Source organism: Streptomyces sp. NPDC043870 (assembly GCF_056435785.1).
Window position 1 is genome coordinate 1 of record NZ_JBWKDT010000075.1, and the last position, 15,887, is coordinate 15,887.

Annotated in this window: 14 protein-coding genes and 2 pseudogenes; 2 read left to right on the forward strand and 14 right to left on the reverse strand. The window is 70.6% G+C overall.

Annotated elements, in window-relative coordinates; all coding sequences use genetic code 11:
* Positions 1–232, reverse strand: a pseudogene (locus tag AC0699_RS37795) (IS701 family transposase); the annotation flags it as partial.
* Positions 233–419: 187 nt separating this feature from the next.
* Here AC0699_RS37795 and AC0699_RS37800 point away from each other — a divergent pair.
* Entirely contained in the window at positions 420–890 is a 471-nt protein-coding gene (locus AC0699_RS37800) for a hypothetical protein (RefSeq protein ID WP_478670359.1), read from the forward strand.
* Between the two features lie 197 nt (positions 891–1,087).
* Positions 1,088–2,860 (forward strand): S8 family serine peptidase, encoded by a 1,773-nt coding sequence (locus AC0699_RS37805; RefSeq protein ID WP_478670363.1) that lies wholly within the window; start codon positions 1,088–1,090, stop codon positions 2,858–2,860.
* 277 nt (positions 2,861–3,137) lie between these two features.
* Here the strand turns inward: AC0699_RS37805 and AC0699_RS37810 are convergent, their stop codons facing one another.
* The 13 genes and pseudogenes from AC0699_RS37810 to AC0699_RS37870 form a co-directional block, all read right to left on the reverse strand.
* On the reverse strand, positions 3,138–4,568 hold the full coding sequence (locus tag AC0699_RS37810; RefSeq protein WP_478670417.1) for a DUF2637 domain-containing protein: 1,431 nt from the start codon (positions 4,566–4,568) through the stop codon (positions 3,138–3,140).
* A 123-nt stretch (positions 4,569–4,691) separates the two neighbouring features.
* Positions 4,692–8,108, reverse strand: coding sequence for a LysM peptidoglycan-binding domain-containing protein (locus AC0699_RS37815; RefSeq protein WP_478670367.1), 3,417 nt, complete (start codon positions 8,106–8,108; stop codon positions 4,692–4,694).
* Between the two features lie 7 nt (positions 8,109–8,115).
* A complete protein-coding gene (locus AC0699_RS37820; protein WP_478670370.1) occupies positions 8,116–8,613 on the reverse strand; it encodes a TadE/TadG family type IV pilus assembly protein in 498 nt (165 codons plus the stop codon).
* The gene (locus AC0699_RS37825) at positions 8,574–9,032 is read right to left on the reverse strand and encodes a TadE/TadG family type IV pilus assembly protein (protein WP_478670374.1); all 459 of its coding nucleotides are present in this window, start codon (positions 9,030–9,032) and stop codon (positions 8,574–8,576) included. The genes AC0699_RS37820 and AC0699_RS37825 overlap by 40 nt, the downstream gene beginning before the upstream one ends.
* The gene (locus AC0699_RS37830) at positions 9,029–9,451 is read right to left on the reverse strand and encodes a TadE/TadG family type IV pilus assembly protein (RefSeq protein ID WP_478670377.1); all 423 of its coding nucleotides are present in this window, start codon (positions 9,449–9,451) and stop codon (positions 9,029–9,031) included. The genes AC0699_RS37825 and AC0699_RS37830 overlap by 4 nt, the downstream gene beginning before the upstream one ends.
* 56 nt (positions 9,452–9,507) lie before the next feature.
* Complete coding sequence (locus AC0699_RS37835) at positions 9,508–9,696, reverse strand: hypothetical protein (protein ID WP_478670382.1); 189 nt, start codon at positions 9,694–9,696, stop codon at positions 9,508–9,510.
* A 17-nt stretch (positions 9,697–9,713) separates the two neighbouring features.
* On the reverse strand, positions 9,714–10,607 hold the full coding sequence (locus AC0699_RS37840) for a type II secretion system F family protein (protein WP_478670387.1): 894 nt from the start codon (positions 10,605–10,607) through the stop codon (positions 9,714–9,716).
* Positions 10,604–11,527, reverse strand: coding sequence for a type II secretion system F family protein (locus tag AC0699_RS37845; protein ID WP_478670392.1), 924 nt, complete (start codon positions 11,525–11,527; stop codon positions 10,604–10,606). The genes AC0699_RS37840 and AC0699_RS37845 overlap by 4 nt, the downstream gene beginning before the upstream one ends.
* Before the next feature lie 49 nt (positions 11,528–11,576).
* Complete coding sequence (locus tag AC0699_RS37850) at positions 11,577–13,133, reverse strand: CpaF family protein (protein WP_478670395.1); 1,557 nt, start codon at positions 13,131–13,133, stop codon at positions 11,577–11,579.
* Positions 13,126–13,998 carry a MinD/ParA family ATP-binding protein gene (locus AC0699_RS37855; protein ID WP_478670404.1) on the reverse strand — a complete coding sequence of 291 codons (873 nt, stop codon included), beginning with the start codon at positions 13,996–13,998 and terminating at the stop codon, positions 13,126–13,128. Before AC0699_RS37855 ends, AC0699_RS37850 begins: the two co-directional genes overlap by 8 nt.
* Positions 13,998–14,690: an SAF domain-containing protein gene (locus AC0699_RS37860; RefSeq protein WP_478670409.1), complete on the reverse strand. Its 693-nt coding sequence runs from the start codon at positions 14,688–14,690 to the stop codon at positions 13,998–14,000. Before AC0699_RS37860 ends, AC0699_RS37855 begins: the two co-directional genes overlap by 1 nt.
* 37 nt (positions 14,691–14,727) lie before the next feature.
* Entirely contained in the window at positions 14,728–15,624 is an 897-nt protein-coding gene (locus AC0699_RS37865) for an ATP/GTP-binding protein (protein WP_478670413.1), read from the reverse strand.
* Positions 15,618–15,887 (reverse strand): annotated as a pseudogene (locus tag AC0699_RS37870) (hypothetical protein); the annotation flags it as partial. The gene AC0699_RS37865 and the pseudogene AC0699_RS37870, both read right to left, overlap by 7 nt.

Sequence of the window (15,887 nt, forward strand, 5' to 3'; positions counted from 1 at the left end):
CCTCGTCGGCGTCCCAGTCGATCCGGTTCAGCAGCCGGTGGATCCGGTCCGGACCGGCATGTCCGGCCTCCTCCGCCAACGTCCAGCCGTTCTTCCGCTCCAGCGGAGCAACCAGCCCACGCATATACGCCAGCGACGATTCACGCGGTTCCACCCTTGAAAACCGGTGCACGAACCGCTCGTGCAGCTCGGCCAGCCCCGCCGACCACTTACGGGCATCCGCCCGCACCATCTCCCACCCCATGACCGGCACAACGCGCCAGCCGTCAAACCGTCACACAAAACACCGTTGCAGTACTAGTGGTATGTCCCGGAATGTGTTCTTGGTCGGTTGGTGGTTTGCTGCTCGGTGGCGGCGGCCGGGCTGTCCGGTGCGCCGTTTGTCTGTGCTTTCCGGAGCGCTCAAGGAGGAGTTCCGCATGTCCGTGTACACCCCTCAGCAGATCAGCCAGCCGCAGACCCAGCAGCCGTACGGGCAGCAGCAACTGTTCGGCCAGCAGATCGCCGGGCCGCAGCAGCAGCTCGCGCAGGTGGTCCAGCAGACGATCCAGCAGGCCTGCCAGCAGGCGAGCCAGCAGATCGCGCAGCGCATGCAGCAGACGCTGCAGCAGATCCAGCAGCAGCTGCAGCAGCAGGGCCTGGCCCACCAGGCCCACCCGTACCTGGCTGTCGCACTGCACCACACCCTGCTCCAGGGCGTGCGCAGCGCGGTGGAGCAGTCCGTGCAGCAGGCGCTACCTATCGCGATCCTGACGCTGGTGCAGCAGGGCCAGCAGGGCCAGCAGCAGTGGGGCGGTGGCTACGGCCAGCAGCAGTTCGGCCAGTTCCCGGGCCAGGGCGCCTTCGGTCAGCAGCCGCAGTTCGGGCAGCTGTCGCCCATGGGCATGTGAGCCCCCGGCCGGGCGGCGCCCGTTCCCTTTTCTCCCTGTAGGGAAGCGCGGCGTCTGCCCGGCCGGATGTCGCGCCGGGGTGAGGCAAAGGCGCGGCGGGCCGCTGGCCGGGGAGCTCATGGACGCCCGCTTCCCGGCCGGCCACTGAAGATCCGGGGCGTACGACGACGCTTTACGTTGAGATGGCGGTTGGCTGAATGAGTGAGCAGGGCGGCAACGGTGTGAAGCCGGGCAACGGCAAGGGCGGAAAGACCGCGCGTGCGCAGGGCGCGGCGGGTGAGGCCGGGCAGCCGGCGGCGACTGCGGGCGGGGCAGGTGAGCCGGCCGGACGGACGGGCGGGGAAGCGCAGGCGCTGGGGTACCAGGGCCGGGGTGTGCGGGCGGGGTGGGGCCGGTATCTCGTGGCGCCGCGCCCGCTGGGGCTGCTGGGCGGCGGGGTGCCGCCGATCGAGGCCTCGGCGCTGTTCAAGCTGCTGGAGGAGGACCCCGATGTGGAACCGGTGGCGCAGGTGCAGCCGTCCCGTTCCCGCGGGTTGGGGGCGATCGCGGAGCCACACCCGGCCTGCCCGCCCATCGCGGTGGTGAAGATGCCCCAGGAGCGGGCCCGCGCCCTGGCGGCGAACCCGCAGGTGGTTGTGGAGTTCGACCAGCCCCTGTCCTACACCCCCACCCCGCCGGTCGGCCTGGGCCCAGTGCCGGTACTGGATCCGATGCTGGTCGTCACGCTGGAGGAGCCCGAGCAGCTTACGCTGCGGGTGGTGGGCGGTGAGGGGGATGCGGTGGCCGGGGCGCACGTGTGGGCGATCGGCACCGGCGGCCCGGTCCACGGCATCACCGGCCCGGACGGACGCGTCACCCTGACCCTGGCCGCGGACACCCCGGAAACCCTGCAGGCCCTCTACGTGCGTCCGGTGGCCAGCTACTGGCCGGCGCGCACCGGCACCCCCCAACCCGCGGGCAGCGGAGAGGTGGCGGTGACGGTGCAGGCGCTGTCGGAGACGTTCGAGGGCTTCCCGGGCCGGGCCATCACTGGCTGGGGTGCACAGGCGATGCGGCTCAACCAGATCCCGCCGACCTACCGCGGCGACGGCATCAGGATCGCGCTGCTCGATTCAGGGGTGAACACCGCCCACCCGGACCTCAAGGACACTGTCAAGCACGGGCACGACTTCACCGGCGCCGGCAACGGCACCTGGGGCCTCGATGTGACCGGGCACGGCACCTGGTGTGCCGGGGTCATCGCCGCGGCGGACAACAACGCCGGCATCGCCGGGATCGCGGCGGAGGCCGAGGTGCATGCGCTGAAGCTGTTTCCCGGCGGGCACCTCAGCGACCTGATCGAAGCGGTCGACTACTGCATCACCCACAACATCGACATCGCCCAGATCAGCCTCGCCTATGGCGTACGCTCCCAGCTGGCCGCCTGGAAACTCGCCGATGCGCACACCGCCGGGATCACCGTCATCGCCCCGGCGGGGGATACCGCCGGGCCGCTCACCCAGCCCGCCACCCTCCCGGGGGTGCTGGCGGTGGGGGCGCTCGCGCATACCGGCACCTACCCCAGCAGCAGCCCGCTCACTGCGGTGCAGCCGCCGTGGCCCGGCCCGTACCCGGCTCCGTTCACTCCGACCGGTCCGGGGGTGGACCTGGTCGCGCCCGGCGCAGCGGTGATCACCACCGCACTCGGTGACGGCTATGCCGCGGTCGACGGCACAGCGATCGCCGCAGCCCACGTCACCGGCCTGGCGGCCCTGCTGCTGGCCCACCACGAACACCTGCGCACGCAGGTAGTGCCGCGAACCGCGGCACGCGCCGACCGCCTGTACATGCTGCTGCGCACCGCCTGCCAGCCGCTGCCCGGTACGGATCCCCGTACGGGCGCGGGGATCGCGGACGCGCCTACGGCGCTGGGTATCCCCGCGAGCTGGCAGCAAGCCGAGCAGTACACGCCGGCCGGACGGTGGGGCTGACGGCACGACGCCTTCACAGACCTCCGCCCCCCTTGCCGCTCTGCCGCCATCGGGCGTGGGGGCGGAGATGGCGGCCGGGTCCGGTCAGCCGAACAGGTCGCGTACCCGGATCGTGCGCACCTTCAGCCAGAGGCGTCCTGTGGCGCTGACGACTGGCAGAGGGCGGGTCTTGGGTAGCCCGCGACAGGGCATGGTTCGGATCCGTGTCGCCCCGATCGCCTGGGAAATGGTGCCCCGGCCTCGGCCCCTGCGCGGGCGGCATAGGCGACCTGCCCGCTCATACAATGGTGCTGGTCCGGTCGGGGCCGAGCGCGGCACGACGCCGCGGAAAATCACCGAGGAGTGACTTCAACTTCTCCGCTGAGTACGGCTTACCGGTGATGCCGCGGTCAGTCAGTAGCTGAGCCAGCTGCTCCGCCGTTGGCTCCACGCCCTGACCGTGCACATGTCGTATCCACTCAGCGTAGGCACGGAATGTGGGGAGGTAGCGGCGCAGGGTGGATGGGCTGACGGGGTTGCCATCGCGCCCGGTCATGCCTCGATCTGCAAGGAACCGAGAGAAGTCTGTGCCTTTCGGCTCCGTTCCGTTCTCGTGGATGTATTTTGTCCATGCCTGGTAGTACCGGTCCACCGTGGTGGGTTGCTCATTCATGGGCCGTTGCTGGTCGGGCGATGCTGTGGCCAAGTCTCCGGAGTCTTTCGGGCTCGCGTTGTTTTCCGGTGTGGGGATGCGTGCCGGGAGCTTGACCGTGGCGCGTCGGTGCACAGAATGACGCCGCGTAGCAGGGGCGGTGACCATGGTCTCCTTGAGCGTGGGGTTGTTCTCGCACGCCTCTTGCGCGACCTGCTGCGCGTTGAACCGCAGGCTTTTACCGGGGCCGGGGCCGTCCGGCGGTTGTTGCTCGTCGGGGTGCGCGTGGGGCCATTCCTGCTCGGCGAGCGTCGGCCCCGCGGTCGGCAGCTGGCCCGTGGGTAGTTCCCGCTCTGTCAGTTGCGGGGCAGCGGTTGGGTTCGGGGGCAGGAGCGCTGGCTCGATACCGGCGGCGGCCAGCCCCGCGGGGGCCGTCTTTGCCAGCGGAACGCCGTACTTCGCGAGCCGCAGCGGCATCAGGGCCCCGACCGGGGCCTTGCGGCGCCAGGCGCGACCGAAGCGGGCCTGTAGTCGGGCCTGGTAGATCAGCCTGTCCTGTTCGAGCTTGATGACCTGCTCGTACGAGCGCAGCTCCCACAGCTTCATCCGGCGCCACAGCCGGAACGTGGGGACGGGGGAGAGCAGCCAGCGGGTGAGGCGCACCCCCTCCATGTGCTTGTCGGCCGTGATGTCCGCGATCCGGCCCACCGCGTGGCGGGCGGCCTCGACGGCTACGACGAACAGCACCGGGATGACGGCGTGCATACCGACGCCGAGTGGGTCGGGCCAGGCGGCGGCGCCGTTGAAGGCGATCGTCGCCGCCGTCAGCAGCCACACCGTCTGGCGCAGCAGCGGGAAGGGGATGCGGATCCAGGTCAGCAGGAGGTCGAGGGCGAGCAGCACACAGATGCCCGCGTCCATGCCGATGGGGAAGACCAGGGAGAAGCCGCCGAAGCCCTTCTTCTTGGCGAGCTCGCGCACGGCGGCGTAGGAGCCGGCGAAACCGATTCCGGCGATGATCAGCGCTCCGGTGACGACCACGCCGATCAGGGTCTTGTGTGTCCGGGTCAGGTACACAGGGCGCCTCGACTCCGCTGACTCCACAGTTCTCTGCTCCTGTCGATCTGTATTCGCCTATGTCGGGCCGCGCTTGTGCTTTCGTGAGCTTTCCTGTCGGTCTGGTACCTGGCTTTCGTTGTGTCAGGCCCGGGTGACGTGGATGGGGGTGGGCCGGTCGGACAGGACCAGGTCGATGGTCTGCTCGGTGAGCGGCTCCATGGAGATGTCGTAGGCGAGGGTGATCTGTTGAACACGCGCGACGGCCTTGCGGACGCCCGCGGTGTTCCCGGCGGCCCACTCGATGTGCATCCAGTCGCGGTAGAGCACCTCGGCGGTCTCGTCGATGTCCAGGCCGCGCAGGGCCGCCTGCCGGGCCGCGTCCAGGTCCGGGCTGTCACCTTCGGTGTGCCAGGTGGCCAGGGTGTGGGCGACATCGACGATGCGGGAGAGCATCTCCTGCTGGACGGAGTCCGCCCATGGGTAGTCCTGGCCGTCGAACGGCTTCTCTCGCACGAGGCCGAGCGCGTTCTCCAGATCGCCGATCCCGACTTCAGGGCCGGCGGCCAGGCCCCGAGCGGCCAGGCGCTGGAAGCGGTCCCAGTCCGAGCGCACCGCAGGGTGGAAGACATAGCCGGCCTTGTTGGGACGGGGCAGGTACGGCTCGCCGTCGGGGGCGGAGCCGAACCGGGAGCGGATTTCCGACAATCTCGACTGCAGCGTGCGGGTCGACCACGGGGAGACCGGGTCCATCGCGGTGCACAGCGCATCGGCACTTCGTCCAGGCCGCAGGTAGATCAGCGCGGCCAGCGCGGCGACCTTGGGGCCGTGACCGGAGCTGGTGATCCCGGTGACCTTCAGCGGCCCCAGCACAGCGATCTCCGGGGCGTTCGGGTCGCCCCCGTCGTCGCCTTCGTCGATGTGCAGGGGCTCGGCGGGGGCATCGGCTGCGGTGTCCCCCTCTGGGCGGGCGCCCTCTCCCTCACTCTCGGCTGTGGGGGCGGGTGCGGGCTTGACCAGGTGGATCCGGGACGGCTCCGCCGACGCGAGCAGCGCGGGGAAGGGGTTGCCGGGATCCGCGCTCTCGCCGTCCTCGCCGCCGTGGTGTAGGAGCAGCGGGTGCGGCCCGGGGCGCGGCGCGGTGGCCGCCAGGTCGTGGTCTTCGGCGAGCTGCCAGGCCCCGGTTGCGGGCTGCGCGCTCTGGTCGGCGACCTCGAGCGCGTGCACGTACTGGCGGTATTGGTCATCGGTGAGCCGCTGCAGCTGCAGCGGGCCGCCCAGTTGAGAGAGGGTGATCCGGGTATCCGGTGCGACCGGGATCTGTTCGGCGTCTGGGAAGGCCTGCCGGGTGGCTTCGCTCGCTGGGAGGACCACCGCGAGGGGCAGGTTGCGTGCTGCGGAGATCGCGTCGGCGAGCTGCCAGGCCTGCTCCGCCTCGACGTCGCCGGCGCAGATCAGGATCCATGGCAGCGGCTCCGGGGTTCCTTCGGTATCGCCGCTGTGCTGGTGTACCTCGACCAGCAGGGCGCCCAGGTCGGCGACGACGGACGGCAGATGCGGCATGGCCCTGACCCGGCCCTTAGGCAGCAGCGTCGCCAGCCGGGACCCAAGTCCCACCGTGACGATCTCGGTGTGATCGGTCCAGCCGCTGGTGCCCGCCTCCAGGGTCATGGCACGGGCGACTGCGAGGACGTCGCCCGGGTCACCGTCGAGCAGCAGAGCACCGGTGTGCAGGAGGTCGGCCAGCAGAAGGTCACCGTCCTCGGTGGCCCCGAGGGTGACCAGGCCCGGATACGGGGCGGGCACTTGCCGCACCGCGTCGCCTTCCAGCAGAGGGCACGCCGGACCCAGTACCCAGGTGCCTGACTTACTGCCGGCAGTGAACGGCGGCAAGAGCTCTGTCTGCGGGTCGTCGAGAATCAGCTGCACGGTCCGGTCGGTGACGCGCGCCCCCTGTACGGCGGGCAGTTCCCGGCCCGCGGCCGCGGCGTGATGGGCCAGGGTGCGCAGCACGGTGTCGACCAGCACGACTCCGGCCGGCTCCGCGCTCGCGTTGAGGACCTGCTCCAGTGGGGTCGGGTCGTCATCGATGGCGATCGTCTCGCCCGCGCGGCGTCGGCGCTGCTGCAGGATCCGCTTGACGCCCAGCGCCCCGGCGAGGGAGGCGGCCAGCAGCGCGCCGATTCCGGCGGCCAACGCCACCGTGTGCATCGTGTTCCCGGAACCCCCGTCGGCCTCGGCAACTGCCGGGGAAGTGCCACTCGTGTCAGGGCCGCCGGTCGGCTGGCTGGTCGGGGAAGCCGGGGCGTTGCTTGCCGAGGGGCCTGGCTGGGCCGGCGCCGACTCGGTCGGGCGGGGGGTGGCGCTCGCGGCCGGCTGACCGGGGGTGCCCTCCTGCGCGGCGCCGCTGGGCTTCGCCGATTCCGACGGCACGGCCTGTGAGGGGGCGGTGGTGGGGGCCTCTGGCGTGGCAGGAGGTGAGGCGGCCTGGCCGTCGTGCCCCTTGTCGTGCTGACCGGCCCCGTCAGGCCCCGATGTGCTGCTGTCGGCGTCACTGTCGTCCCGGGGGGTGGCCGCGGTCGGCAGGTCCAGTTCCTGGCCTGGGTAGATCAGGTTCGGATTGTCGAAGGTTCCGCCGCCCGGCTGGGCTTCACCCTTGTTGGCCTCATAGATCTCGGGCCAGTCAGTGGGGTCTCCGTGCTCATCGGCGATCGACCAGAGACTGTCGCCTTCCTGGACGATATGGCTCTCGGGCTGCTCCGCATTGCTCTCGCTCGGCGCCTCGGTGACCGGCTGGTCCTGGTTGCCGCCCTGCGGCCTGGGTGCGTTGGACGTGTGGGCACGAGCGGTGGTCGTGTCGGCCGCCGGGGCTGAGGAGGAGATGGTGGCAGGGGCCACCGGCCGGGCGTCGGCGGGCAGCTTGATGACCGCGCCCTGGGGCAGGAACTGGTCACCGGCAACTAGCTGCCCGATCTCCGGATTGAGGGCGGCGATGTCCTTCCACCGCTTGCCGTCACCGAGGTATGCCTCCGCCAGATCCCACGGCAGCTCCGACGTGGAAGACACCGTGTGCGTGGGCCAGTCGGCATCCTCGGTCGCCTCGGCGGGCTTCCCGCTCGGCGCAGGGCTGGTACCTGTCTCGCCCGCTGTTTGCACAGCGGTTGCCGCGACCGCGGGGACGGTCGTCGCTGCCGACGCCGCGGTGGGGGCGAGCAGCACGATGCCGCCGATGAGGAAGCCGGCGAGGGACTGCATGCCGCCCAGACCCTTGATCCGCGGTGCGGATCGCCGGCGCAGCACGGCCAGGATCTCCACGACCACGGAGAGCGTGAACGCTGCCCACGCGGCCCAGCCGATAGAGGTGAGCACGACGAGGAAGAGGCTGCCGTCGTCCTGGCGCATCAACAGATCGAGGCCACCGGACAGTTCGGCTGGCTGGTGGCCCACCATGAGCAGCAGATACGGAGCTCCGCCGACCAGGGCCACCAGAAGGGTCAGGCCGAGCAGGGCCCGCAGCACGGCGCCGACGGCGCGCAGCGGGGCGGGGTTGCGGTGGGCCATGTGCGGCTCAGCCTCCAGCTTGGGTCTGCAAGTGTGCTTTCGCGGTGCCGGTCACGCTGATCGTTTCCGCGCCGACGAACTGGGCGAAGTACGTCTCGTAGGAGTCGTGGACGGTGACGGTGAGCGTCTGCCCGCCGTCAGTGATCGTGACGTCGCCCTGGACGTTAGCGGCCGCGAGGTAGTCCTGGGCGGCCCCGACGGCTGCGTCCGGGTCGATGGTGATGGCGGTGCCTTCGATTGCCTGGGCTGGGTCGAGTTGCTGTCCGGCCGTGCGGGCGGCTTCCTGGGCGACGGAGGTTGCTCGGTTGCCCGCGTTCAGGGCGCCGCCTCCGTCGACGAGCAGACCCATCACCATGAAGATGGCAAGCGCTGAGAGGGCGAAGAACAGCGACATGGAACCGCGGTCACGGCGCCGTCCGGACAATGCCGCACGCCGCCGCGTGCGGAAATCCTGAACCTGAGAGATCACTGACGGCCCCTGTAGGTGTCGATAGGGCTGGTCCACGACGCGGTGAGCGTCTTGGAGCCGGGCAGGCCCGGAAGTCCGATGTCGGAGAGATTGGCCGTGCAGGCGATCGTCGCTGTCACGTTCGCTTCCACGCCGATGTCGAGGGCGTAGCCGGAGGTGTCGACCACCACGCTGGAGGTCTGACACGTGATGCCCTCCCCTTCCAGACTGCGGGTCGCCGCGGACTGGGCCTCGGCCTGGGCGTTGCCGGCGTCGCGCTCGAGCGAGGCGGCCCGGGCGGCCGCGCGGGCCGCGGAGTCCACGGCGCCGTCGGCGTCGGTCACCCGGCCGAACGCGATCATCAGCAACAGCAGGCCGATCATCACGGGTGCGAGGACCGCCGTCTCCAGTGCGTAACTGCCTCGGTCGCGGTGCAGCGCCCGCGCGAGGCGCTGCAGGTGGGTACGGGCCCTCATGGGTTCGTCCAACGCTCTACGGGTGCGTCGGCGTGCTGGACCACATCGAGTTCCAGGCCGGGGACGAGGGTGGCGACGGTGCCGCGCACGGTGATGCGGATCTCCTCCGCAGTGCTTCCGGCCGAGGACACACTGGCGCCCCGCACGCTGCCGCCGAACTGGCCGAGGAAGGACTGCGCCTGCGCGACCGCATCTCCCTCACCGGCGCCGAACTGCCGCCCGGCCTCAACGCCCTGACGTGCGGCGGACTGAGCCACCTTGCGGGCGTGGTAGTACAGCCCGACCTGAATGGACGTGAAGACCAGCGCCAGGACGACGACAGCCAGGACCGCGAACTCCACACTCCCGAAGCCCCGGTCTCCGTCCAGTCGGCGCCGGCGTACGCAGGCCCGAAGACGGCGCCGCAACCGTGCCCCCACGCCCCTCCCCTCCCTCATCTGCTTCCGGTCCCCTCTTCTCTCTTCGGTTCCTCTCCTCAGCCGCCGTTGATGATGCCGATCTTCTCGGTCAGCTTCGTACGAATGGCCACGACCAGCAGGCCCGCGCCGAGCAGCAGCGCTCCGGCCATGACGGCCAGCTCGGTGCTGGTCACACCGGCGTCGCGGGCGTCACGAAGCTGCTGGTAGCGGGCGCGGATCCAGGCGGTGATCATCTGAATGTCCATGTGGTCTCTTCTCCCTTTCAGCTGGCGAGGATGGTGATCGTGATCGGGATCATCACGAAAATGAGCATGAGGATGACGCCGAAGGTGACCGGCAGGACCATCGCGGCACTCGCCGCGTTCGCCTTCGCCTTCGCGTCGCTGAGCAGCGCGATGCGCAGCTGCCGGGCTTGTGCCTGCAGGGTGGCGTAGACGGCGGCGCCGTCGCCTGCCAGCGCGAGGGTGTCGGCCGGGCGCGTGAGTTCGGGGATGTCGAGCTCTTCTCCGAGCTGCTTGAGGGCGTCCCAGGGGGTGATGCCGGCGAGGTCGGCCTGGTGGAAGACCTGCCGCATGCGCTCGAAGATGAACCCCTCACCGACTTCCGCGGTCTGGGTCAGGGCCTGCGCGGCACCACTGTTGGCCACTCGGGCGAGTGCGACCCGCTCCAGGTAGGAGGCGGCGGCGTGCCGCACGACCAGCCTGGCCGCGGCCGCGTCCTGGGCGACCTCCTTGGCGGGCCAGAACCAGAACAGGGCTCCGAGCCCGAGCGAGACGACCGCGGGCACCGCGTACGGGAACGCCACGCCGGCCAGGGCGAGCAGCGCCTGGACCAGTTGCGGGAGCAGCAGCCCGTACAGGGCGAACAACACCCGCTTGCCGAGGTGTTCGGCCGGGCTGATGCGCAGTAGGTTCAGGTCCTTCAGTGGCAGGGTGATCCGGCCGCCGAACTCGCCGAGGATGCGCTCGCCGACGCGTTCGGGCAGGGACCCGCTGGTGACGGCGCCTCCGGAGGGCAGGGCCGCTCCGACTTTGCCGGCGTCCAGGCGATCGAGTGCGGCAGTGAGGTCGGGCTTGGCAGGCCAAAGGGAACGCACGGCGAGGCCGATGAGCGCTCCGGCGGCGGCCGCGGGCAGGACCGCTTCCATGGGGATCATCGCACCCCTCCCGTGGCGGTGATCGTGCTTTGGGTGGCGGGCAGGGGGTTGAGCAGGCGCGGGTCGGGCTCGGTACGGGCGATGCGGCGCAGCAGGTTCAGCGTCCAGCCGAACGCTCCGCCGAGCCCGGCCAGCACGAGCTGGCCGAGCGGGGACTGGTACCAGCCGGACCAGGCGTCATTGAGCATGCAGCCGGTCACCACCAGGCAGATGACCAGGGAGACCATGCGGGAGGCCTTACGGACGGAGGCACGGTCGGCCTCGATGTCGCGGGCATCGGCGGCCTGCTGGTGGATCGTGACCGCGAGCGCTTCCAGGGCGTCTGCGAGACCGGGGCCTTTGTAGACGGCGTGGGACTGGAACAGCAGCACCACATGGTCGCTGACGCCGTCGGCGAGCTCGTCGGCGAACACCGCGAACGCGTCCTGCGCCTCCATCCCGGAGCGGAGCCGCTCGGCCAGAGCGCGTACGTTCGGCGCGATCGGGCCAGGGGCGTTCTTCGCGGAGGCCCGGATCGTCTGAGGCAGGCTGATACCCGCGGTGTGCACACCGGCAAGGTGGTTGAGCCACTGGCCCAGGGCCTCGAGGCGCTCGATGCGCTGCCGGGCGGCCGTGCCGGGGTAGACGATGTACGGCAGGCCAAGGACCGCGGCACCGGCGATCAGACCGTGGACAGGCCAGCCGGTCCACGCCCACACCACCAGCGCCACGACCGCCGCGGTGGTGACCAGGTGCCGCCACCGCTGCTGCCACTTCTCCGGCAGCTCCGCCTTCGCCCGCTGGATCCTGCCGGCCAGCTGCGAGGCCGGCTTCGTCCGGTCGGGGATGCGCCCGCGCACCTCGCGCACGAACAGCACGAGGGAGAGCAGGGCGAGGACGGCGCAGCAGGCCGCGACCAGCGCGAGTTGGGCGGTGTTCACCAGCGCCCCCAGGCGCGCGTCCCGGTCAGCTGATTCGATTCGGAGAGGTTCATCGAGCGCTCACTGTCTGCAGAGGCTGGGCCCAGCCACCGAGGTTGCCGAGGAGCCACTGCCGGTCGAACAGGCCGGTGCGCTCGAGGTCGTCGATGAAAGACGGCATGTTCTTGTAGACGGCGCGGATCTCGCCGCTCTGCGGGGCGAACAGCTCGGTGGTGGTTGGGCGGCCGCCCTCGCCGACGACGTCATGGACCTCGTAGACGTGGCTGACGAACCGGTGCTTGCGGCCCCCGATCGCGGTCTCGTCCAGGTAGGTGAGGTAGACGACGACATCGATGGAGGAGGCGATCAGGTGGTGGGCGGCTTCGGTCGCCATGCCGGCCTCGGTGCACAACTGCACCAGGCGGCTGATGATGGCGTGCGGCCGCCGGACGTGCAGCGTGCACATGCTGCCCGACCCGCCCGCGGACATGGCCTGCAGCATCGGCACGATCTCTGTGGAGCGGACCTCGCCCACGATCACCCTGGTCGCGTTGTAGCGCAGCGCGGCCTGGGCGAACATGTCCGAGATGGTGACCTCGCCGGCCAGCTTGTCTCCGCGGACCTCACCATTGGACTGCCGCGCCTCGAACGCGAACGTCACCGGACCGGGCTTGGGCCCGGGCTCGTCCAGGTAGAGCTCGCGGTCCGACTCCAGTGTCACCAGCCGCTCGGCGGGAGGGATCTCTCTCCCCAGCGCGCGCAGCAGCGACGTCTTGCCGGCGCCCATGTCGCCGACCACGAGGATGTTCATCCTCGCCTGGACGCAGGCCACCAGGAACCGTTCCAGAAGCGGATTGATGGAACCCCACTGCACCAGCTCGGCGATGCCGTGCTGCCGGATCCGGTGCCTGCGGATCACCACCGACGGGCGGGAGGTGAGCAGGCTCGCGGTGACGCGGGAGCCGTCCGGCATGCGGAAACCGACCATCGGGGTGGCCTGCGTCAAGGCACGCTCGCCATGCCCGGACAGGCGCGCCATGCGGTTGACCCAGGTGATCAGCTCTTCGTGGCTGTCCGCGACCTTCTCGATCGTGCGCCGGGGGCGGTCGTGATATTCGACATGGGCGCGCAGGCCGTCGACCATCACGTCCTCGACGCCGTCCTCGTCGAGCAGGGACTGCAGGCGGCCTCCGCGGTACATGCTGTCGAACACTGCGGTGCCGATCGCCGTCTCCTGCTCAGCGGTCAGCGGGGTGTTGCCGTGGGCGTACTTGGTCGACCAGGCGGCCACTGCCGTGGTGACCAGAGACCGCGCGAGGGCGCGCCGGTCGGCTTCCCCAAGGAGCTTGTCCGGGTCGCGCTGGCTGAGCTGCTTGGACACCTGGGCTTGGAGGTCCTCGATGACCTCCCAGCCGACCGGGAGCTGCCCGGGCAGGCCCGCAAGGCGCGGCACCGCGGCCGGGCTCGCTGCCGCCGCCGGGGGTGTGGTCGTCGTTTCGGCGGGGGTGGGCGGCGCCTGAGCCGGCCTGCGCTGGCCGATCTTTCCGGCGAGCAGGCCCGCGATGTCCTCGCGGCCCATTGGCGCCGGGTGACCGTTGACGCCAGGGCGCTGTTGGACGTCAGCCACGTACGCCTCCTCGGCTCTCGGTCAGCCGCTGCAGCACGCCGGCCAGCTGCGGGTTGGCCGGGCGCGGGGGGTACTGCTTCTGGATGCTGCGGCGGGACGCGGCGGCTTCGAACTGCTCGGTGGCCGTACGGGCGTGGCGCAGCAGCGGGCTGCGGCCGTAGCCGCGCGGCGGCCTTCCGCCGCTGATGAGGTAGTTCGCGGTGTCCGGGTCCCAGGGCAGGGCTGCGAGCACGGGCGCCTTAAGAGCCTCGGCAACCTGGTGGGCGCGGTACGAGCCGTCCTCGATAAGCAGCAGACCCAGCGCGTCCGCTCCGGTACCGCGCTCGGCCAGCTCAGTGCGCAGCGGGTCGATCAGGGGCCGGGCCAGGGTGAGGGACTGCTCGGTGCCGCGGACCACCAGCAGGACAAGGTCGGCCTGGTGAACCAGCGGAGCGGGTGTGAGCGTGGTGTGAAGCCGGCCCGCCTCGAGCGCGAGGCGACCGCCGTCGATGAGCACGTCGTATCCGGCCTCATCGGCCAGGACATGCATCACCTCCGATAGGGCCGGCCACGTGCGGCCGAGCGCGGAAGCCTGGGCCGGATCGGTCAGGCCGGGCAGCAGCTTGCGGTGCCCTGCCTCGTCCATCGGCCACAGGTGGTTGGCGAAGGCGTTGGCGAGCGCGTCCGGGCTGGTCCGCTCGGCCGCGGCCAGGTGATACAGGCCATATCCGGCGGTGACCTGGCCCTGCAGGAACCCGGCCCGGATGGTCCCGCCGGCCGGGTCGCATTCGGCGAGCAGCGACGGCCGCTTCGAGGCCAGGGTGAGGGCGAGTGCGGAAGCGGTCACGCCGCAGGACTTGGCGGAGACGAGCGCGGTAACGGGCATCAGCTGCTCCGCGGTTCTCGAACGAGCGCGATACGGCCCTGCGCGGCTCGAGTGGCCAGCAGCGGGCCGTCCGTAGTGGCGACGGCGAGGTTGACGACGACCGTGCCCGATGCGTCCGGGCGGGACACCGTCACGACGACGGCGTTGATGGTCGACGGCGGCGCCTCGGCCTCCTTGCCGCTCTGCTGCTCGCCCTGAGCGGGCGTGGTGACGGCAAGGACTTTGTCGCCGGGGGCGAGTGTGCCCGCCGGGGCCTGGCCCCGCTTGACCTGCACACCGACCTGCTGCTTGTCATCGCCCAGTCCCGTGCCCTCGGCGAGCTGAGAGGTGGTGAGCAGACCGCCCTTGCGCAAGTCGACGGCCGGCCGCTTGCCGACCATTGACGCCTTCTGAGCGGCGGGCACCGGAGTCAGCGCGGCGTCCGCGGAGACTTCGGCCACGATCAGGTCAGCATCCGTGAGGGCCTGACCGGCCGGCACGTCGCGGGCGATGGCCAGAACCTGGACACGGTCACTGGCAGAGGTGACGGCCGCCGCCGCGCCCAGACCGGCCAGTACAGCCAGCACGATGCACAGCGCGGCCACCGACCAGCGGCGCTCCCGCTTGACCGGGGCTGTGGTGGTGATAGGGACCTCGGCGCGGGCCGGAGCGGCAGGGCGCGGCACCGACGGCGCGGCGGCGGGGGATTCCATGCGGTGAGTGCCTCTCAAGTTCTTCAGCGGGGGAGGGCTAGTTGAGGACCTGGACCTCGGCGACGGTGATGTCCACGTCGCTCTCCCGGATCTCGGTGAGCTGGCCGGTCTGGCCACCGCCGGCCACCTGCCAGTCGATCGACCACGTGGAAGTCGCGGTCACGTGGAACTTCCCAGAAGGCTGCGTGGAGGAGGGGACCTCGTAGCGGTGGCCGCAGTCCGGCGACGGCTTCTTGCCGAACGAGGCGTTGTAGGGGGTGCCGGCCGTGGTGCAGGTGACGGTCTTCCCGTCGCCCATCGTCCACACGATCTTGCTGACCTTCGCGGTCGCGGTCACCGTCACAGCGCCAGCCGACGCCGACGCGGTGTTCGGGCCGTACCTCTCGGCGCCCTTCTCAGTCCACATGTAGACCGGCATGCCGACCACACCCTTGCCACCGGGTTTCGGCGTGATTCCGATCTTCGGGCCGCGCAGCAGCATCTTGTCGACGGCTTCTTGTGCCAGGACTGCCGGATCAACGACCGGGGCGGCCGGCGGACCTCCGGGACCTCCGTAGATCGTTTCAAGAAGCATCGTCGAGGAGCCGTCTGCCATGTAGTAGCGGCAGGTGCGTGAGTACACAGCGCCGCCGTCCGCGGGATCGTGCCCTTCCCACAACTCGCTGTTCGGTGGCGGCTGCGGGTCCAGCTTCTGAGCAGGCGTGCACTCCGGCGGCTTCGCTGTGCCTCCCTTGCCGCCGCCGCCCTTGTCGCCGGTCTGTTGTGAACCGCCGGACGGTTTCGTGCCGGGGTCGGCCGCGCAGACCTGGACCCAGGAGTCGGGGCCGGGGCAGAGACCTCCGCCATCGGGCGGAGCCGCGTAGGCGACTGCGGGGCTGAGCACAGTCACAGCCGCGACGGCGGACAGGGCCGTGATGGCTCTGCGGGTCAGCATGTGCGCTGCTCCGGGGTGACTTCCAGGATTTTCCACTGGTCTCCCCACTTCTCGGCCTTGACGGCGGTCACGTACCGGTTGAGGCGCTCAGGCGGGACAGGCAACTCCTTGCGGGTCTTGGCGTCGACGCGCTTCCAGCCGCTGATGTCCAGGCAGTCCGAGAGGGCCGCTGTCAACGGCCGTGTAGTTCTCCCCGGTGGCGGCCAGGAGTTCGCCCCACTGGCGGCCACCGAGATGTCCCCGGTGGCAGCCAGATAAGTCCC